At 40.2% G+C, this 19,647-nt stretch carries 21 protein-coding genes and 1 tRNA gene; 21 read left to right on the top strand and 1 reads right to left on the bottom strand.

Annotated elements, in window-relative coordinates; genetic code table 11:
• Positions 1 to 10 precede the first annotated feature (10 nt).
• The 8 genes from ACOEN1_RS02615 to ACOEN1_RS02580 all read left to right on the top strand — a co-directional run bounded on the left by ACOEN1_RS02615 (position 11) and on the right by ACOEN1_RS02580 (position 8,637).
• The gene (locus ACOEN1_RS02615) at positions 11 to 1,246 is read left to right on the top strand and encodes a Glu/Leu/Phe/Val family dehydrogenase (RefSeq protein WP_422484861.1); all 1,236 of its coding nucleotides are present in this window, start codon (positions 11 to 13) and stop codon (positions 1,244 to 1,246) included.
• 112 nt (positions 1,247 to 1,358) lie between these two features.
• On the top strand, positions 1,359 to 2,180 hold the full coding sequence (locus ACOEN1_RS02610) for an IclR family transcriptional regulator (RefSeq protein ID WP_422484860.1): 822 nt from the start codon (positions 1,359 to 1,361) through the stop codon (positions 2,178 to 2,180).
• Entirely contained in the window at positions 2,161 to 3,387 is a 1,227-nt protein-coding gene (locus ACOEN1_RS02605; RefSeq protein WP_422484859.1) for a M20 metallopeptidase family protein, read from the top strand. The genes ACOEN1_RS02610 and ACOEN1_RS02605 overlap by 20 nt, the downstream gene beginning before the upstream one ends.
• A gap of 86 nt (positions 3,388 to 3,473) precedes the next feature.
• Positions 3,474 to 4,622: a TRAP transporter substrate-binding protein DctP gene (gene dctP / locus ACOEN1_RS02600; protein WP_422484858.1), complete on the top strand. Its 1,149-nt coding sequence runs from the start codon at positions 3,474 to 3,476 to the stop codon at positions 4,620 to 4,622.
• Positions 4,623 to 4,690: 68 nt separating this feature from the next.
• Positions 4,691 to 5,359, top strand: coding sequence for a TRAP transporter small permease (locus ACOEN1_RS02595; protein ID WP_422484857.1), 669 nt, complete (start codon positions 4,691 to 4,693; stop codon positions 5,357 to 5,359).
• A 16-nt stretch (positions 5,360 to 5,375) separates the two neighbouring features.
• The gene (locus ACOEN1_RS02590) at positions 5,376 to 6,653 is read left to right on the top strand and encodes a TRAP transporter large permease (protein ID WP_422484856.1); all 1,278 of its coding nucleotides are present in this window, start codon (positions 5,376 to 5,378) and stop codon (positions 6,651 to 6,653) included.
• 40 nt (positions 6,654 to 6,693) lie between these two features.
• Positions 6,694 to 7,425: an aspartate/glutamate racemase family protein gene (locus ACOEN1_RS02585; protein ID WP_422484855.1), complete on the top strand. Its 732-nt coding sequence runs from the start codon at positions 6,694 to 6,696 to the stop codon at positions 7,423 to 7,425.
• 36 nt (positions 7,426 to 7,461) lie between these two features.
• Positions 7,462 to 8,637 (top strand): M24 family metallopeptidase, encoded by a 1,176-nt coding sequence (locus ACOEN1_RS02580; protein ID WP_422484854.1) that lies wholly within the window; start codon positions 7,462 to 7,464, stop codon positions 8,635 to 8,637.
• A gap of 365 nt (positions 8,638 to 9,002) precedes the next feature.
• Here ACOEN1_RS02580 and ACOEN1_RS02575 read toward each other — a convergent pair.
• Positions 9,003 to 9,078 (bottom strand) — tRNA-Val (locus tag ACOEN1_RS02575).
• A gap of 144 nt (positions 9,079 to 9,222) precedes the next feature.
• Between ACOEN1_RS02575 and ACOEN1_RS02570 the strand changes: the two genes are divergently transcribed.
• The 13 genes from ACOEN1_RS02570 to ACOEN1_RS02510 all read left to right on the top strand — a co-directional run bounded on the left by ACOEN1_RS02570 (position 9,223) and on the right by ACOEN1_RS02510 (position 19,542).
• On the top strand, positions 9,223 to 9,900 hold the full coding sequence (locus tag ACOEN1_RS02570; RefSeq protein WP_422484853.1) for a hypothetical protein: 678 nt from the start codon (positions 9,223 to 9,225) through the stop codon (positions 9,898 to 9,900).
• Between the two features lie 60 nt (positions 9,901 to 9,960).
• Entirely contained in the window at positions 9,961 to 11,115 is a 1,155-nt protein-coding gene (locus ACOEN1_RS02565) for a YibE/F family protein (RefSeq protein WP_422484852.1), read from the top strand.
• Positions 11,116 to 11,238: 123 nt separating this feature from the next.
• Positions 11,239 to 11,406, top strand: coding sequence for a hypothetical protein (locus ACOEN1_RS02560; RefSeq protein ID WP_422484851.1), 168 nt, complete (start codon positions 11,239 to 11,241; stop codon positions 11,404 to 11,406).
• Between the two features lie 80 nt (positions 11,407 to 11,486).
• Entirely contained in the window at positions 11,487 to 12,125 is a 639-nt protein-coding gene (locus ACOEN1_RS02555; RefSeq protein WP_422484850.1) for a 50S ribosomal protein L25, read from the top strand.
• A 67-nt stretch (positions 12,126 to 12,192) separates the two neighbouring features.
• On the top strand, positions 12,193 to 13,599 hold the full coding sequence (gene amrA / locus ACOEN1_RS02550; RefSeq protein WP_422484849.1) for an AmmeMemoRadiSam system protein A: 1,407 nt from the start codon (positions 12,193 to 12,195) through the stop codon (positions 13,597 to 13,599).
• 12 nt (positions 13,600 to 13,611) lie between these two features.
• Positions 13,612 to 14,586, top strand: coding sequence for an AmmeMemoRadiSam system radical SAM enzyme (gene amrS, locus ACOEN1_RS02545; protein ID WP_422484848.1), 975 nt, complete (start codon positions 13,612 to 13,614; stop codon positions 14,584 to 14,586).
• Positions 14,587 to 14,715: 129 nt separating this feature from the next.
• Entirely contained in the window at positions 14,716 to 16,128 is a 1,413-nt protein-coding gene (locus tag ACOEN1_RS02540; protein ID WP_422484847.1) for an aminotransferase class I/II-fold pyridoxal phosphate-dependent enzyme, read from the top strand.
• 13 nt (positions 16,129 to 16,141) lie between these two features.
• A complete protein-coding gene (gene tmk / locus ACOEN1_RS02535) occupies positions 16,142 to 16,777 on the top strand; it encodes a dTMP kinase (RefSeq protein ID WP_422484846.1) in 636 nt (211 codons plus the stop codon).
• Complete coding sequence (locus ACOEN1_RS02530) at positions 16,774 to 17,100, top strand: cyclic-di-AMP receptor (protein ID WP_422484845.1); 327 nt, start codon at positions 16,774 to 16,776, stop codon at positions 17,098 to 17,100. The genes tmk and ACOEN1_RS02530 overlap by 4 nt, the downstream gene beginning before the upstream one ends.
• Positions 17,101 to 17,110: 10 nt before the next feature.
• The gene (locus ACOEN1_RS02525) at positions 17,111 to 17,392 is read left to right on the top strand and encodes a cyclic-di-AMP receptor (RefSeq protein WP_422484844.1); all 282 of its coding nucleotides are present in this window, start codon (positions 17,111 to 17,113) and stop codon (positions 17,390 to 17,392) included.
• A gap of 14 nt (positions 17,393 to 17,406) precedes the next feature.
• Positions 17,407 to 18,387, top strand: coding sequence for a DNA polymerase III subunit delta' (gene holB, locus ACOEN1_RS02520; RefSeq protein WP_422484843.1), 981 nt, complete (start codon positions 17,407 to 17,409; stop codon positions 18,385 to 18,387).
• Positions 18,387 to 19,277, top strand: a complete 891-nt coding sequence (locus tag ACOEN1_RS02515; RefSeq protein ID WP_422484842.1) for a PSP1 domain-containing protein — start codon at positions 18,387 to 18,389, stop codon at positions 19,275 to 19,277. The genes holB and ACOEN1_RS02515 overlap by 1 nt, the downstream gene beginning before the upstream one ends.
• Positions 19,278 to 19,374: 97 nt before the next feature.
• Entirely contained in the window at positions 19,375 to 19,542 is a 168-nt protein-coding gene (locus ACOEN1_RS02510; protein WP_422484841.1) for a 4Fe-4S binding protein, read from the top strand.
• Positions 19,543 to 19,647: the final 105 nt, after the last annotated feature.

Raw genomic sequence — 19,647 nt, 5'->3', positions numbered from 1 at the left:
AGGTGTTAAAATGAGTAATAATCCTTTTGAAACTGCTTTGGCTACATTGAAGGAAGCCAGTGAATTGGCAAATCTTGACCCAAATGTAGTAAAGTATTTGTCAAAGCCAAAAAGAATCTTCCAATTCACAATCCCAATGAGGATGGATAATGGAGATTACGAAATATTTGATGCATACAGAGTTCATTACAATGACGCTTTGGGACAGGTGAAAAATGGGATGAGATTTGTTCCTGACCTGGATCTTGATATTGTCAAAGCTCTTGGATTCTGGATGACAATCAAGCACGCAGTGGCAGGAATTCCTGCAGGCGGTGGAAAGGGCGGAGTTAAAGTTGATCCGCGTAAACTTTCCGAAGGGGAACTGGAAAGAATCTCCAGGGCATTTATAAGAAAGCTTCCGGTAAAAGGTGCCTGGGTCGATGTGCCTGGTGCTGATATCGGTACTAGTGCAAAGACAATGGCTTGGATGCTTGATGAATATGAAGAAATCAATGGATTCCACAGTCCAGCAGCAATAAATGACAAGCCTGCAGAAACTAACGGAACCCTTGGAAGCATGGAAGCGACAGGTACTGGCGCATTCTATGTAGCAATGGAAGTAATGAAGGATAATAATATTCCAAAAGGTGCAACAATTGCAATGCAAGGATTCGGTAATGTCGGAAGAATTGCTGCAAGACTTTTGCATGACCAAGGATATAAGGTGGTAGGTGTAGCGGATCTTACAGGTGGTGTATACAATTCAGATGGAATTGATATTCCAAAGCTTGAGGAACACGTTGCCGAGAACAAGAAAATTGAAGGCTTCCCTACTGAAAAGTCAGTGAATGTAAACAACGTCCTTGAACTTGAAGTTGACATACTTATGCCAGCGGCAGTTCAAAGTGTAATACACGAGAAGAATGCAGAAAATATAAAGGCTAAAGTAATCATGGAATGTGCAAACGGACCTGTAACTCCAGAAGCAGAAAAAATGTTGGAGAAAAAAGGTGTCCTGATAGTTCCTGACGTTCTGACAAACTGCGGGAGTGCAATAGTATGTTCATTTGAAAGAACACAGGGCTTGACTGACGATTACTGGGAGCTTGACAAGGTAAACGACAAACTTAAGGAGCAAATCACTAAAGCATATAAAAATACAGTTGAAACTGCGAAAAATGAAAACTCATCAATGCGTAATGCAGCCTGGATCAACGCACTTAGAAAACTCGAAAGATCAATGAAAGCTCGAGGCTGGGTATAAAATAAAATGGCATGGGCTTTCTGAATAAGAGAGCCTTTTTCCAGCCCTGGTTCTTTGGTACAATAAACCTATATAGTGATGTATACGAAGAATTCTAGAAAGGGTGAATAAAATGGAATCAAACAAGTCCCAGCACACGCCGAAATATCCCGTGCTGACAATAGACAAAGCTTTGGAAGTAATGGAGATATTGGCCGAGGAAGGCTATCAGGAAGGAATGGGAGTCAGCGAGCTCAGCTCAAAATTGGATATTGGAAAAAGCACAGTACACCGCATATTGGATACATTGGCAGCCAGGAACTATCTGGAACAGGATCATGAAACCAAAAAATATCGGTTGGGATGGCGGTTGTTTGAAATTGGCAATGTGATTCCTCAACAGCGAAATCTTTATAATTTTGACATAGGAATCCTGCAAAATCTATGTAACCAATATCAGGAAACAGTAAATTTGGGAGTTAGAGTTGATGACAGCGTTGTAACCATTTCAAAAGTAACAGCAAAGGCAAGTCTTATAGCCAATTTGCAGATCGGTTCAAGAGAACCACTTCATGCAACAGCAATGGGGAAGGCTTTAATATCGGATATGACAAGGGAAGAAGTAATTGGAATATTAGGAGAAGGTCCATACAATAGTTTCACAAGCTTTACCATTACTGGTATTGACGAATTGATGGATGAGCTGAGAAAAATCAGAAAACAGGGATTCAGCGTGGATGACGAAGAGGTTGCACCAGGACTTACCTGTATCGCAATGCCTGTAAGAAATTTCGACAATGAAATTGTGGCGGCAATCAGCGTAAGCGGTGCAAGCATACGACAAACCTACAGTAAAATTGATGATATCAAGGTAGGATTGAAGGAAGCGACCGACAAACTATCATATTTCCTGGGTTGGGAAGGCACAATACCAGATGTTTCAGAGACAAAATAAGGTCACATTAAGGGAGCTGACTTTAGGAATGGATTGGATCAAGGAACAAAGCGAGGAATTGCAGAATGAGCTTATAGAACTTAGAAGAAATTTCCATGCTCATCCGGAACTGGGGTTTGAAGAGCATCAAACCAGTAAAAAGGTTGAAGAATACCTTCAAAGCCTGGGGCTTCAAACAGAGCGAGTTGCAAAAACCGGAGTGGTTGCAATGATCGAAGGAGCAGAAGACGGACCGGTGTTGATGCTTAGGGCTGATATGGATGCACTGCCCATACAGGAAGAAAACACTGTAGACTATGTTTCGAAGAATCCCGGAGTTATGCATGCATGCGGACATGATGCCCATATGTCTATGCTTATGGGAGCGGCAAAAATACTATCAAATAACAAAGAATTGATTAAGGGTAAAATCAAGTTGGTTTTTCAACCAAATGAAGAGAATGCTGGAGCCTTGCCTATGATAGAGGAAGGTGTCCTGGATAAACCCAAGGTTGATGGAGCAGTGGGAGTACACATCTGGACACCATTGCCATCGGGGGTCGTGGGGATATCATCCGGAGGAGTCATGTCTGGATTATATATTTTCGAGATTAAGGTAAAGGGCTACGGAGGACACTCCGGTTATCCTGAAACTGCAATAGACCCTGTTATAGCAGCATCTGATATTGTATTATCCGCACAGAGAATCCAGACTCGAGAGATCAGCAGCATGAAACCTATGACAATGATCTTTGGGCAGATTAATGGAGGAACAAAGGCAAATATAATACCCGATGAGGTTATCTTGAATGGTTCAATCAGAACATTGTACGATGACTCAGGCGATCAGCCCATTTATCGTTTGGAAAGATTGGCAAGGGATGTATCAAAAACTCACGGATGTGAGTGTGAAGTGTCATGGATCAGAGAAAACATTCCTCTTATAAACGATGAGAGTATGACTGAACACATGAAAAAAACAGCGATTGAAGTTGTTGGAGCAGATAGGGTAGTTCCATATTCAACCATGGCAAGTGAGGACTTTTCGGAGTTTACGGCCAGAATACCAGGTGTTTTTCTATTCCTGGGTACGGGAAATGAAGAGATTGGAACAAATTTTCCACATCATAATCCAAGGTTCAATATCGATGAGTCGGTGTTGCATTTGGGAGTGGAGTTATATGTCAGGGGAAGCATCCAGTATTTGGGAAATTGTACCAAAAATTAACATAACATTATCAATAGTCGCAATATACCCAAAACATAGAAATAGACAAAGTATGTTGTAATCCAAAATTCAAAGGAGGAAACATAATGAAAAAGAGTAACAAGAAGTTACTACTAGTATTGTTAGGTCTGATGTTGATGGGGATGCTATTACTTACAGGTTGTGGTGGAGCTGAGGAACCAGCGCCAGCAGAGGAACCGGCACCAGCCGAGGAGCCAGCAGAAAACGGTGAAGAAACTGAAGCCACATTAGGCGATCTTCTTGATCAGCCACTAATGCCAAGACTTGCATCTGAGGAAATCGAAGGCGACTTTATGACAGTTTGGGCAAATAACTATGGAGACCACATGAGAGAAGTTACAGATGGCAAGTACGACCTTGATGTTTATCCATATGGTACTCTTGGAGACACAAGAGATATCAATGAACTGGCGCAGCTGGGAGTAGTGGAGTATGTTTTCTCTGACTATGCATGGATAAGTTCATTTGTTCCTGAAGCTCAGGTATTGGCACTGCACTATATTTGGCCAGAAGAGAGAGCACCTGAAACACTTGAGTGGGTAATGAAAAACGGAGAGTTTATGGGAGTTCTTGAGGAAGCTTTCAGAAGAAACGGACTTGTGCCACTTGGAGTTCTTTTTGAAGGATGGCAGACAATTACTTCAAACAAGCCAATTGAAACTGTTGATGATATGAATGGATTCAAGGTTAGAATAATGGGTTCAGCACTATTGACTCAGAACTATCTGTCATATGGAGCGGATCCTACACCAATGGCTTATGGTGAGATATATGGAGGATTGCAGACAAATCTTATAGATGGACAGATCAACCCGATATTTGCAATAAAGAGTATGAATTTCTACGAAGTTCAGGATTATTTCACACAAATTTATGCTGAGCCTTTCCTTGGAATTCCAACTGTAAACATGCAGTACTTTGATTCACTTCCAGCTGAGGTACAGCAGGAAATGAGAGATTACTGGGCTGATGCAATAATACCTTCAGCTGAGTGGATTAACGAAAGACATGAAAGAGAGCTTCAGGAAATGCTCGATGAAAGACCAGAGATTGAATATCATGAAGTGACTGGAGCAGAGCTTGAAGAGTTTAAGAAAGCCGGAAGAACTGTACATGAGGATTTCGCTGATATAGGCGGACCTCAAGGTCAAGAGATATTGGATACACTTCTTAATGATATCGAAAATGCAAAAGCTGAATTAGGAATCGAATAATCACAGGAAGATTTAAAATTTCTGCAACCACTTAGGTGGTTGCAGCGATTTTAGAAAGGAGTATTGATATGAAAGATAAAGGATCATCCGGACTCTTATATATTTATGAAAAGTTTGAAGATCTTGTCGAGCACTTTGAAGTCTTTATGCTTTCAATATCTGTATTTGCAATGGCCAGCCTGGTAATAGTAAATGTTATTGCAAGGACTTTCTACCGAAGCATTTATTTTGCGGAAGAACTGACGGAGCTTTTCACCATTCTTATAACATTTGTTGGAGTAAGCTATGGAGTTCGAAAGGCAAGACATATACGTATGGGAGCTTTTTTCGATGCAGTGCCTTTTAAAGTTCAGAAGGTTATGATTTTCATAATCTCTGGAGTAAGCGCTGTGGTAATGTTTTTATTGGCAAGCTATTCTTATTCATATATGGATTCTGCCAGGGTAATGAATCATGTAACCCCGGCCCTAAGAATGCCCTATTGGTTATTCCTTGTGATAATTCCAATCGGATTCTTCTTTGCAGGAGTTCAGTACGTTCGTACCATAGTAAAGAACATAGCAGAGTATGATGTATGGCTGTCACCTGAACAACAGGGTGAATACGAAGCAGAAGAGCTTCAGAACATTGCTGAGAAGTATGAGGGTATAGGTCACGAGATGACAGGACATTCTATTGAGTCAGAAGAACAGGATAAGGATAACTCAGTTGACTCAAAAGATCATTATGAGACTTAGATAGGGAGGTAGCCATATGTTATTATTAGTATCCACAATGATTTTCAAATTGCTCTTTGGCTTTCCCTTCATGATAACTCTTTTGGGATCGCTGATATTGTACATTACGGTTTATATGCCGAATTTTAATATGAACGTTATTATTCAGCAGGTGGTCACAGGAATAGTTCCACCTTCACTGGTTGCAGTTCCAATGTTTATTTTGGCTGCAAATATAATCACAGCAGGTCAGGCCGCTAAGAGGCTTATTAGAATGACCAAGGCATTTCTGGGACATATCCCAGGAGGGCTTGCAATTACCACAAACGCTGCCTGTACAATGTTTGGAGCAGTTTCAGGTTCAACACAGGCTACGGTAGCTGCAATAGGTGGAACAATGAGACCAATGCTTCTTGAAGCGGGATATTCAAGTCCTTTCACTTTGGCTCTTATTATCAACTCCAGTGATATAGCTTTTCTGATACCACCAAGTATAGGATTTATAGTATATGGAGTTGTTACAGGAACTTCAGTGGGAAAACTTTTCCTGGCAGGAGTAGGACCCGGTCTTTTAATCTTTGTATTGTTTTCGATTTATGCATATATTTACTCAAAGAGAAATAACATAATAAGTCCACCAAAAGCTGATAAAAAAGAGAGAATTGATTCTGTAAAAGGCGGAATTCTTGTAATGGGATTCCCAGTGATTATCATTGGAGGTATTTACGGAGGATTATTCAGTCCTACAGAAGCAGCGGCAGCATCAGTTGCTTATGCACTTATTTTAGAAGGACTGGTATATAAGACCATCAGATTTAATGATATGATTGATCATTTTCTACAGACGGGTGTAATCACAGGAGTAGTATTTATTCTGGTTGGAGCAGGTAATGCGTTTTCATTCCTATTGAGTTTTCTACGTATACCACAGACCTACTTGCCACCCTTGTTTGGTGACAATCCGTCTCAGTTGTATGTAATATTTATAGTTGTCGCAGCATACTTCATAGCATGTATGTTCGTCGACCCAATCGTTGCAATATATGTACTTAGCCCGATATTTGCACCATATGTACTACTAACTGGAGTAGACCCCGTACTTTTGGGTGTACTGGTTGTATTACAGGCTGCAATTGGATCAGCAACACCACCTTTTGGATGCGACATATTTACAGCACAGCTGATATTCAGAAGGCCGTATATGGAAATCATAAGCCATACACCGCCATTTATTTTCATACTCTTACTAGTAACAGCTCTGCTGGTTGCATTTCCACAGATAGCATTGTTCCTGCCTAACGCAGCGATGATCTAAAAAAGCTGAAGCGTAAAAAGCAATCCAGGAGGTGTATCGGATGAAGTATTACCGCAGAAAAGGACAAGTAAGTTATGGGGAGGCAATAGGAATTATTCTTCTTGATAGCGAAGCGCCCTTTATCCCCGGGGATGTTGCAAATGCTACCACTTACGATTTTCCCGTAAGATTTCAGAAGGTGGAGGGGCTAACTGTCCAGAAGATGATGGACCATGACAAGTCAAGTTTGGATAAGATAATTGAAGCAGCGGAACTCTTGCAAAGAGAAGGTGTAAGAGCCATAACCAGCGACTGCGGTTTTATGGCTCTTTACCAGACAGAGTTAAGGGAAAGACTCCACATTCCAGTGTTTTCATCAAGTCTTCTTCAGATTCCATTTATCACTCAGATAATTCCATATGGGAAGAAGATTGGAATAGTAACAGCAAACAGCAAGTCTTTGGACGAAAGTGTAATCAAGCTATGTGGTGTAGAGGATACCAGCAATCTTGTTATCGCAGGTCTGGAAGATGAGCCGAACTTCTCCAGTGCATTTCTGATTGAAGAAGGAATGTTGGATACTGAGAAGGTGGAAAAAGAAGTGGTCAACAAGGTACTCAAATTGCAGAGGGAAAATCCAGATATTGGAGTGATTCTTCTGGAGTGTAGCGTTTTGCCAGTATATTCCGAGGCTGTTCAACGAGCAAGTGGATTACCTGTATTTGATTTTGTTACGATGATTCGCTACGTTTTTTCGGCGGTTGTCAGGGAATCAAGTGGAGGTTTCATGTAGGTTACAACTTACAAACAAGAGGAGGGAATTAATCATATGCATGTATTCAGGAAGGAAGAGTATCAGGAACGCATTGCAAAAACCAATAAAACTATGGAAGAATGGGGAATAGAGCTTTTATTTGTTTCTCAACCTGCCAACATGAATTACCTGACAGGATATGATGGATGGAGTTTCTACGTTCATCAATGTCTATTGGTTTCCCTTGACAAAGAAGAGCCGGTTTGGATAGGCCGTGGCATGGATGCAAACGGTGCAAGGATAACAAGCATGCTTTCAGACGAAAACATCTACCAGTATGCAGATGACTATGTTCATTCATTGATAAAGCATCCAATGCATTATATGGCCGATATAATCAAGAAGCATGGATGGGAGAACAAGGTTATCGGAGTAGAAATGGATCAGTTCTATTTCACACACAGAGGATACGTAGAGCTTGAAAAATCTCTTCCAAACGCAACCTTTAAGGATGCCAATACATTGGTTAACTGGGTTCGTGTTATTAAATCCGACAATGAAATTGAGTTTATGAAAATAGCGGGACAAATTGCATCAAATGTAATGAAGACAGCTCAAAAGCATATTGCACCTGGAGTCAGGGAATGTGATGTTGCTGCTGAAGTTGCCAAGGCTCAGTACAAGGGTGTTGGGGAATACAGCGGTGATTATCCTGCAATTGTACCTTTGATGATGGCAGGAGAAGCGACAAAGACGCCACATCTTACCTGGAGCGAGAAGAAGTATGAAAATGATGAAGCAGTGCTTCTTGAGCTTTGTGGAGTATACAGACACTACCATGTTCCAATAGCAAGGACCCTTTATCTTGGCGAGGAGCCGCCAAAGATTATGGTGGAAACGGGAAAAACGGTTCTTGAAGGACTTGATGCAGCACTTGATATGATTAAGCCAGGAGTTCTTGTAGAGGATATTGAAGCAACCTGGAGAAAGACAATCGAGAAGACTGGACTTGTGAAGGAATCCAGAATCGGTTACTCAATTGGAGTTAATTATCCACCTGATTGGGGCGAGCAGACAATTAGCGTAAGACCAGGAGACAAGACTGTAATTCAGAAGAATATGGCTCTCCACCTTATTCCTGGAATCTGGCTGGATGATGTGGGCTTTGAAGTGGATGCTTCATTCTATGTAACGGATAATGGAGTAAAGCAGTTCTTTGATGATTCGAGAGAAATTCTAGTAAAAAAATAGAATTGTAACAACCCCCCCTAATTCGGAAAGATCCCACTTGTGATGGGATCTTTTCTGATGTGTTTGATTTTTAGTAGAAATTATTAATATGTACATCGAAAAGTCTGCATAATACCGCTCTCTGATTCAAGGAGACGCGGGGACGTTTCACATGTCTTTTTTGCTTATTTTCCGGACACAAAAAAAGAACCTTTCAGCTCTTCGTTTTTAAACTATTTTCATCTCTTAACTTTTATTTTTTAACTATTAAATCTTAGCAAAAAAATAGACCCTTCCACTAGGGTCAGGGTGACAAGCTATTAATTGTCCATTGTTAGTTGCCGGGTATCACTCAACTCTTAGCTCTTACTTCTTAGATAATAACATGGTGGGCGATATTGGACTCGAACCAACGACCTCTACGATGTCAACGTAGCGTTCTACCAGCTGAACTAACCGCCCATGTAAACATATATTAGCACAATTCTCAGTTGAATTCAATAAAAATAAACTGCTGTCAAGAGTGAAAAAACTGTGAAAGTATTTACATTACTCATGATTAATATTAAACTAAACTTAGGAACAAGAGCCAAGGGGGGAATTTTCTTGCAGAAAATAGTAGAGCCGTTGGGATTCCTGATATACATAGTCATAATTATTTACATGGGAGTATACATATACAGAAACCACAATGGAAACAGAGTCCATATGGCATTCGGATCAATGGCATTGACACTAGCCATTGGGGAGATGCTATATCTCATACCACGTACATATGCACTTGTTACAATTGGTCTTGAAGACAATCTGAGATTGCTTGGTTGGGGAAGAATTGGGCATATGATAGTGTTAACTCTGTTCTTTTCAATGCTTATTGATCTGAGCAAGGAATGCTTTAGGCTGAGAAAAAGGGTTCCCTTGGATAAGCTGCTGTATGGACTTCTTATTTTCAGGGTGGTAATAGGAATATTCCCTCAGAATGGTCATTTTGAATTGGAACCTGACAGGACTTTTTTAATGCTAAGAACTGTGCCTCTTATTGTTTATCTTGTTATTGTGGCCTTGGTTGTGATATTATGCTCGTGGAACAAAGGCTTAAGAGGTATGATGCTGTTGGCGTTTATTCTCGTTCCTCTTGGTTTCGTAATTGAACCTGAATTTATACAGACATCATCATACTTGGAGCTTGCAATTAAATCTGTAATCAGGGCATTGCTTCTTCTGGTAATACTGTTTATTGGCTTTAAGGAAGTTAGAAAGGCAAATGAGTTAAGCAGGTTTTAATAAAACGCGCTTACTAAATGGAAGGGCAGGGGTCCTTAATTTGGTTTGAAAGGAGTAACTATGAAAAGATTAATTTTGCTGCTACTTCTTGTAGTGGCATTGACTTCGGGATCGATATCTGTGGCAGCCCAAATGGAATCTGAGATGGAAACTGAAACGGAATTCGTAAATTTTACTGAGAAAGGAACAGTTCTGGAGGCATCTGAGATAGAAGAAAGACCTGAGGATTTTTTCAGTTCTCAAAATGTAGCTTTAAGGATTGATTCTGGCAAGTATAAGGGAGAAATAATAGAAATTGAAAACGTACTGTCAGACCACGCCTACTATGATATAATAGTAGAGGAAGGTCAGAAGGTTTCCCTTGTGATTGAGGAATACCCAGATGGAGAGTACAATGTATATATTTCTGACTACTACAGGATCAACAGTATAGTCTATTTGTTGGGAGCATTTATTTTCCTCGTGGTGTTGATTGGAAGATCAAAGGGAATCAAATCCTTGATATCACTTGGAATTACAATATCTGCAGTGTTGTTTGTAATGCTGCCTCTGATATTAAGGGGATTCAACCCAATATGGGTAAGCGTTATAACTGCTGTGCTTGTTACAGTTGTCACCATTTTCCTTGTAGCAGGTATAAGCCATAAGTCAGTTGCTGCCATTGCAGGCACTTCAATTGGAGTGATAGTAGCTGGAGTGATATCATTTGTTGTAGGTAACCAGGCCAGTCTAACAGGACTTTCCGCTGAAGAAGCAACAATGCTGATGTATATCCCTCAAGGGATACAATTTAACTTCAGACATCTTCTTTTTGCCGGAATTATCCTTGGAGCTCTTGGAGCTGCAATGGATGTTGGAATCTCAATAGCATCTGCAATTGATGAAATACACAAGGCTAACCCCAAACTGTCACAGCGAAGATTGTTCCGTTCCGGGATGAATGTAGGTAAAGACGTAATGGGGACAATGGTCAATACTTTGATTCTTGCATATACAGGAACATCAATACCAATGCTACTTCTTTTTATGGCCTATGAAACAGAGATGAGCAAAGTGTTCAATCTGGACGTTATTGCAACGGAAATCGTAAGGTCTCTCTCGGGAAGCATCGGTCTGATACTAACAATTCCCATAACTGCAATGATTGCCAGTTACTATGCAAAGGATAATTCTAAAGTCAAAAATAAAACCAATACGGAAAATGAGGTGATTTAGATGAACGTAACAGTTACTGATAAGGCAAGTAATTACATCAGGAACAAGTCCAGTGGCGAAGCAGAAGTTACAGTTGCAGTAGTTTCCGTGAAATCCGGCTGATGTCAGACCAATCAACTATCTGTGAGGATAGGAAACCCCGGTGATACTACCCGGTATGATGTTTTTCATGACAATGATGTAACTGTGTATCTTATGAAGGGTATGAGAATACCTGATGGAAAAGTGGAAGTAACCTTAAGCAACTATATTATTGCAAAAAGTCTTACTGCAAAGGGAGTCCGCTACTAGCTTAGAAATATGATTATATGCGGCTCTTTTAGGGTAGACTATATTTATACTAAATCAGAAAAATCAGGAGGTATTCGAGAATGAGTGATAAAAGATTATTGGCCGCTCCAAGACTGGAGATAGGGTCAAGTAGTTCAAGGAAAATTAGAAGAGAAAAACTGGTACCAGGTATCGTATACAGCAAGGGTCAAGAAACAAAACACGTAAGAGTTGACAAGATTGACTTTGTAAAGGTATTTAGAATCGTGGGAACTTCATCACTGATGGAGCTTGAAGTGGATGGAGAAATTCTACCTGTTATAGTTAAGTCAGTACAAAGAGATCCAGTTAAGGGAGACGTTATTCACATAGACTTCCAGAAACTTGATATGAAGCAGAAGATAAAGATTACTGTTCCAGTATATCTACAACACAGAGACAGTATAAAAATCCAACCGTCAGTACTTATGCAAATGCTTGATACAATTGAGATCGAGTGTCTGCCGGGAGATATCCCTGAGTCTGTAGGAATAGACGTATCAGGTATGGACTTTGATACTCCACTATATGTCAAGGACCTTGACATAGTAGATGAGGAAAATGTAGAAGTTCTTACTGATATGGAATCAATAATCTGTACACTTAACGAACCAACTATGGAAGAGGAAGAAGAGGACGAGGAAGAAGATATCGATGCTACTTCAGTTCCAGTTGTTGGCGAAGAAGAAGAGGAAGAATAATATCAATACCGGGGCAGACCATAGTGTCTGTCTTTTTTTTCGATGAATAATCCTAAGGAGGGATATTATGGGGAAACTATTATCAGCATATCTAATGCCACATCCTCCGGTTCTTGTTGGTGAGATTGGACAAGGGCAGGAAGAGCTTGCAGGTGATACCTTGGTTTCAATGGAGGAAATCGGAAGAGACATCGCCAGTAAGAAACCTGGTACAATAATTGTGATAACGCCACATGGACCATTGTTTTCTGATGCCCACTCCATTTCAATGGAGGAGAATCTGAAAGGCGATTTTGGTGCATTCGGACATAATGAGCTTAGCTATTCCTACCAGAATAATCTCGACCTGACTTATGGAATCGTAAAGAAGGCCTTGGAAGAAGGGATTACGCTTGCCCAGATGACAAGGGAGATGAATAAAAGATATGGAGTAGATGGAAAACTGGACCACGGGGTGTTGGTACCTTTACACTTTGTGGATAAGTACTATGGAGATTTCAAGGTTATCCCCATAACCTATGGGCTCTTGCCTCCTGGAGAATTACACCAGTTTGGAAAGGTTATAGATGAATCCATAAAATCGGCTAAGAGTGATGTATGTGTTATAGCAAGCGGAGACCTTTCCCATAAGTTGAAGGACTCTGGACCATACAGCTATGTAAAGGAAGGTCCGGAATTTGATAAGAAGATAATGGATGCCATAAGAGATGCAAACCTGATAGATATAGCAGGGTTTCCTATGGATCTTGCAGAAAAGGCTGGTGAGTGCGGATTAAGGTCTTTAATGATACTTGCAGGGATTCTATCAGGCTACAATATTTCTTCAACGGTACTCTCATATGAGGGACCATTTGGAGTTGGGTACGGGACTGCCATTTTTAACATTGAAGGTGAATCAGACAAGGACATATCGTCAGATATTTCAAGGATTGAAATGGAAACTGTTGAGAAAAGAAGAGCCACTGAGGATGAATTTGTAAATCTTGCACGAAGAAGCCTGGAGCATTATGTAAAGACAGTAGAGTACATGGAGGTACCGGATGGTCTTTCCCATGAACTGCTCAATGAAAGGTTCCCTGTATTTGTATCAATAAAAAAGAATGGTTCCTTGAGAGGTTGCATCGGAGCCACAGAAGCGATTAAAGATAATATCGCGCAGGAGATAATATATTACAGTGTTCAGGCAGGGACAAGAGACCCAAGATTTGACAGCGTGCAAGAAGACGAGCTCCAGTCTCTGGTATATTCAGTTGATGTCCTTATGAAACCCGAATCTGTAGATGATGCATCCGGGTTAGACCCATCAACCTTTGGGGTAATAGTTAAAAAAGAGTACAAAAGAGGGTTGCTTCTACCTAATCTTGAAGGTGTGGATACTGTAGAGGAACAACTCAGGATTGCACTTAACAAGGCTGGAATAGACTCGGACGAGGACTACTCCATTGAAAGGTTTAGGGTGGTACGCCACCATTAGGAGCTGATATAAATGAAGGAAGCTTTGTACTACACAAATGAAAATGGTTATGTGTATTGTGTTCTTTGCCCTCACTATTGTAGGCTATCAGAAGGAGAGACTGGAAAGTGCATGGGCAGAAAGAACATTGATGGAAAACTTTATTCCCTTAACTACGGGAAGATTACTTCCTATGGATTTGATCCGATTGAAAAAAAACCGCTGTTTCACTTTTATCCAGGTAGTACGGTTTTTTCATTTGGCACTTTTGGATGTAATTTCAGATGCGACTTCTGTCAGAATTGGCAGATTGTAGAAGATTCCAACATGTATATAGAGATGGAAAACAATGAGATTCTTGAGCTTTCATCCCTTAATGATTCAATTGGAATTGCCTATACCTACAATGAGCCCTCAATTTACTACGAGATGGTGTTGGATTTGGCGAAAAGTGTAAAAGAATCAGGCAAGAAGAACATCTTGGTTACAAATGGGTTTTTAAACAGAGAACCCTTGGAAGAACTGCTACCCTACATTGATGCCATGAACATCGATCTTAAGTCCATGAGCAGAAACTATTACAAGACCCTTTGCAAAGGAAGTCTCGATCCGGTGCTTAAGACCATTGAGCTGGCAGCTAAAAAAACCCATGTGGAAATTACAAACCTTGTGATAGACGGTTTAAACAGTTCAGAAGAAGAAATGGAAAGGATGACTTCCTTTATTGGCGATATAGACAATAATATTCCTCTTCACTTAAGCAGATATTTCCCACACAACAAGATGGATAACCCGCCCACAAAGGTTGAGACTTTGGAGAAACTGAGAAACATTGCATTGACTCACCTAAACTATGTATATATTGGAAATGTGTGGGGAGTGAACAACGATACTTTGTGTCCAAACTGCAGAAATAAGTTAATTGGAAGATTTCCGGAAACCAAGGTTATCGGAATTGAAGGGAATCATTGCAACAATTGTGGAGAGCGGATTTCAATAGTTGTTTAAAAATAAACCTCTAAAAAAGGATGCATTGAAGTTTACAAATAGTAAAATAATAGTTTACTTATATTGTGACTTAGGCTATAATAATTACGTTATTCATACTTTAGATTTTGGGAGGTTGATCAATATACAATGAAAACACCTGTATTTGAAGCACTTAAGAATTTAGTCGAGGAAAACAGTACCCACTTCCATATGCCAGGACACAAGGGGAAAAATTCTTTGATAAAATGGGGAGATTACATACCCTATTTCGACACAACTGAGACTGAAGGCATGGACTATCTTCTTGAGCCAAGAGGTATTATCAAGGAGTCTCAGGAAAATGCTGCTAAGGTTTTTGGAGCAAAAGCAACATATTACGGGGTCAACGGATCTACAGGAAGCATATACATTGCATTGGCTACAATAACCAAGCCAGGTGACAAGGTTTTGATTCAAAGAAACTGTCATAAGGCTGTTTACAATGCCTTGATTCTGAACAGGATTCAACCTGTGTATGTCTATCCTAAATACAATGAAAATCATAACGTATTGACAGGACTCTATCCTGAGGATATCGACGAGGCTCTTAGGGAGAATCCCGATATAAAGGCTGTTGTCATGACATATCCGAACTACTACGGAGTTTGTTCTGATATAAAAACAATTGCTGAGATAGTCCATAAACACAACAAGATTCTTATGGTCGATGAGGCACATGGTCCTCATATGACTTTTTCAGATAAATTGCCAATGTCAGCCCTCCAAGCGGGAGCTGATATTGTAATACATTCCTCACACAAAACATTGCCGAGTCTTACCCAGACATCAATGATTCACGTTGGAACAGACAGAATAGATCTGAACAAGCTAAGAGACAGATACCAGCTGTATACAACAACAAGTCCGTCATATCTGTTCACACTTTCAAATGAGATTGCTACAGCGTATATGGATGGGGAAGGCAGAGAAAAGCTTGACTGGAGCTTAAAGAAGATTGACGAAGTAATAGAGAGGCTGAACAAGATACCGAGGATTGATGTTTTCACTGGAGATCCTGAAGATGAAACCATTTTTGACAAGGACAATACAAAAATCCTCATAAATATTGATGGAATAAGAGGCACGGTCTTAAAGAAAATGCTATTGAAGGATTACAACATCAGAATCGAAATGTCAGATTTCTACTATGCATTGATCCTTACAAGTGTAATGAACACAGAGGAAGAGTATGAAACAATCGTTAAGGCCTTGGAGGATATTGCAGAGAAAGCACCTTATGAGGAGATAAACTGGGTCAATGTTAATATGCCTGTTCCCAAGATTATTATGAGACCATCTGAAGCATACTACAGCAAGAAGGAGCAGATAAAGCTGTCAGATTCCGTCGGAAGAATATCTGCATCACCTATTATCCCATATCCACCTGGAATTCCACTATTGGTACCAGGAGAGGAAATTACTCAGGAAATCTATGAACATCTTCTATTCCTAATGGACAACGGTATGGATATCGTTGGCTTAATGGGGTATAATAAGGATTATATAGTAGTAACAGAGTAAGGAGATGGTGAGTATGAAGGGCAAATTTATTGCGCTGGAAGGACCGGATGGATCTGGAAAATCAACTATGATGAATCTTATCAACCAGTACCTTGTGGAACATAAGATAGACCATATTGTGACCCGTGAACCTGGAGGAACAGCAATTGGAGAGAAAATCAGACATCTTATAGTAGATAGGGACAACGATAATATGGGACCGGAGACAGAAGCTCTTCTATTTGCAGCATCAAGAGCCCAACATGTTCATGAGAAGATCCTCCCCGCTCTGGAGGATGGTAAAATAGTAGTTTGCGACAGATTTCTCCTATCCAGCCTTGCCTACCAGGGAGTGGGAAGAGGACTTGGGATAGAAGAGGTAAAAGCTATAAATGACTTTGGTCTAAGGGGAACCTATCCTGACTTGATTCTGTTTTTCCATGTTGATCCGGAGGTTACACTCCTAAGGAAAACCAAGGAAGGCGGAGACAGGCTTGAGGCTGAAGGCGGGATGTTCCACAAGGGAGTATATGAAGGTTATATGAACCTCCTTAAGAAGTATCCTGAGAATATTACGGTAATAGATGCATCAAAGCCAATAGATGAGGTATACAAGCAGACAGTAGAGGCAATAAACAATCTTTTGAAATTCGAGGAGGAGAAAATATGAAACTAGTAGTAGCTATAGTTCAGGATCAGGATGCGCAGAACGTCATAACAGACCTAACTGAAAAAGAGTACAGGGTTACTAAACTTGCCTCCACCGGTGGATTTCTGAAGGCAGGAAATACAACACTTTTAAGTGGTGTTGACAATGATCAGGTGGATGAGGTTATAGGGATAATCGAAAAGAACTGCAAGACCAGGGAAATCACAACATCCCTTTTAACTGTAACAATGCCAGGCGACACTTATATACCATATCCCCTTGAGGTCAAGGTAGGAGGAGCAACAGTGTTTGTTCTGGATGTAGAGCAACATATAAAGATTTAGGAGGTCGCTTATGAAGCTTATAATCGCTATCATTGATGAACAATACTCAAGCAAGGTAGTAAGAAAGCTTATGTCTGAGAAAATCAGAGCAACTAAGTTGGCTTCAACTGGGGGATTTCTATCAAGGGGAAACACGACTCTGCTTATGGGAGTCGATGAAGACCAGATAGACAGAATAAGCGAACTGGTGGCAGGAGTATGCAAAAAACAAAAGGTTAAAAACGGAGACGAAGAAGTCACTGTTGGGGCTAACCTGTTTGTAGTTCCCATCGACAGCTATCAGAGAGTGTAGTCTGGAGGAAAAGTATGGATTACAAGGATATTGTTGGCCATGATATTGTGGTCCAAAGTCTTAAAAGAGCAGTAAAAAACAAGAATATAAATCACTTCTATCTGTTTGAAGGAGAAGAAGGTCTTGGCAAAAGAACATTAGGGAGGACTTTTGCCAAGACTCTTTTGTGTGAAGAGAAAAATGAAGAGCCTTGCAACCACTGCAGCTCCTGCAGAAAATTCGATCATGCGAACCATCCAGACTATCTGGAAGTGGATCCGGAGAAGGGAATCATAAGGAAGGGACAAGTTGAGGAAATAATAAGAAGGATGTCCATGTCTCCATTCCAGGGGGATAGGAAGGTCTTTCTCATAGACCAGGCTCATCTTATGAACAAGGAAGCCCAGAATGCGATGCTTAAATCTCTGGAAGAACCCCCTTCATACATACATATGATTTTAGTTACATCGAGTTCTAAAAATCTTCTTCCAACAATAATATCAAGAGGTCAGAAGATAAGATTTCACCAGATACCGTTACATCTTGTAATGGATTATCTTGTAAAAAAGGAAGGAATTGACCAAAAAGAGGCAAAATTCCTTGGAGAGTTCTCAAAGGGGTCCCTTGGAAGAACAATAGAGTTGTGCCACTCAGAGGATTTTTTCGAACTGCGAGACTGGATCCTTGAGCTTGTAGACTCAATAATTAGAGGTGAGAGCTGGAAGATTTTTTCAGCAGTTGAGAGATTTACTCAGGAAAAGGACAGGGCTCAGGAGCTTTTGGAGATCATGATGCTTTGGTTCAGAGACCTTTTGGTTTACAAGGCAACAGAAGACATGGAGCTAGTAATAAACAGAGATAAAGAGAAATTGTTATCAGAACAAACTTTCCTGGATTTCGATAGAATTAATGATATAATAAAGAAGATACAAGATACGTCCATTAATATTCAGTTGAATGTAAACTACCAGCTGTCCATAGAGACGATGTTGTTTAATATACAGGAGGAGTTTTGATGATAAAAGTTGTAGGAGTGAGATTTAAGAAAGCCGGGAAGATTTATTACTTTGACCCGGATGATATAGAAGTGCAAACAAATGATTTTGTAATCGTAGAAACAGCCAGGGGTATTGAATTTGGTCATGTAGTGGTTGGACCAAAAGAGGTTACTGAGGAAGAAATCGTATCACCCCTTAAGAAGGTTTTGAGAATTGCACTTGATGAGGACTTTGATACCCATAGGGAAAACAAGAAAAAGGCAAAGGAAGCTCTTGAAATATGTGAGAAGAAGGTAGCTGACCACGACCTTGAAATGAAGCTTGTGGATGTTGAATATACATTTGATAACAATAAGGTGATTTTCTATTTTACAGCTGATGGAAGAGTTGATTTTAGAGATCTGGTAAAGGATCTTGCATCAATATTCAGAACCAGAATAGAACTTAGACAAATAGGAGTAAGGGATGAAGCCAAGATGATTGGAGGAGTTGGCCCCTGCGGACAGATAACCTGCTGTACAAGATTTCTTGGGGAGTTTGCACCCGTATCAATCAAGATGGCAAAGGAGCAGAGCCTGTCACTTAACCCTACAAAGATATCAGGCCTTTGTGGAAGACTGATGTGCTGTCTAAAGTACGAGCAGGATACCTATGAAGAATTGTTAAAAAAAATGCCCTCCGCTGGAGACATAGTAACCACTCCTCAAGGTAGAGGAATTATTATAGATACCTATACTCTCCTTGAAAAAGTAAAGGTAAAGGTAAAGCTCGAAGATGGTACTGAAGATATCATGCAGTTTCAGGTAGAAGAAATTAAGCCAACTGGAAAATTCGATTCAAAATATCAGAAATTCCATGGACACAACAGAAATTCTAAAGACGAAGATGAAAAAGGTCTTGACGACTAGCAAGTTTTATTTATATTTTCATCTAATATCTTTCAAAAGTCAGCAATTTCTGTTAAAATATAACCAAAGCAATTTCATTTTACAGGAGGTGAAAAGAATGGCTTATATAATTACTGATGATTGCATCGCATGTGGAGCATGTGAACCAGAATGCCCAACAGAAGCAATATCTCCTGGCGATATTTATGTTATCGATCCAGATAAATGCATTGACTGTGGCGCTTGTGCAGCTGTATGTCCAGTGGACGCAGCAAAGCCAGAGTAGTACTTAGAATCTTAAAGAGACCCGTTACTGGGTCTTTTTTAGTACACATAGAGAGTATAGTGAACAATTAACAACGAATAATGATACCCTATCAACAACATATAT

The sequence above is a fragment of the Gudongella sp. DL1XJH-153 genome (assembly GCF_049310905.1).
In the GTDB taxonomy this organism is placed as follows: Bacteria; Bacillota; Clostridia; order Tissierellales; family Tissierellaceae; genus Gudongella.
The sequence above is the reverse complement of the archived record's forward strand: the minus strand, read 5'-3'. Positions and strand labels throughout refer to the sequence as shown.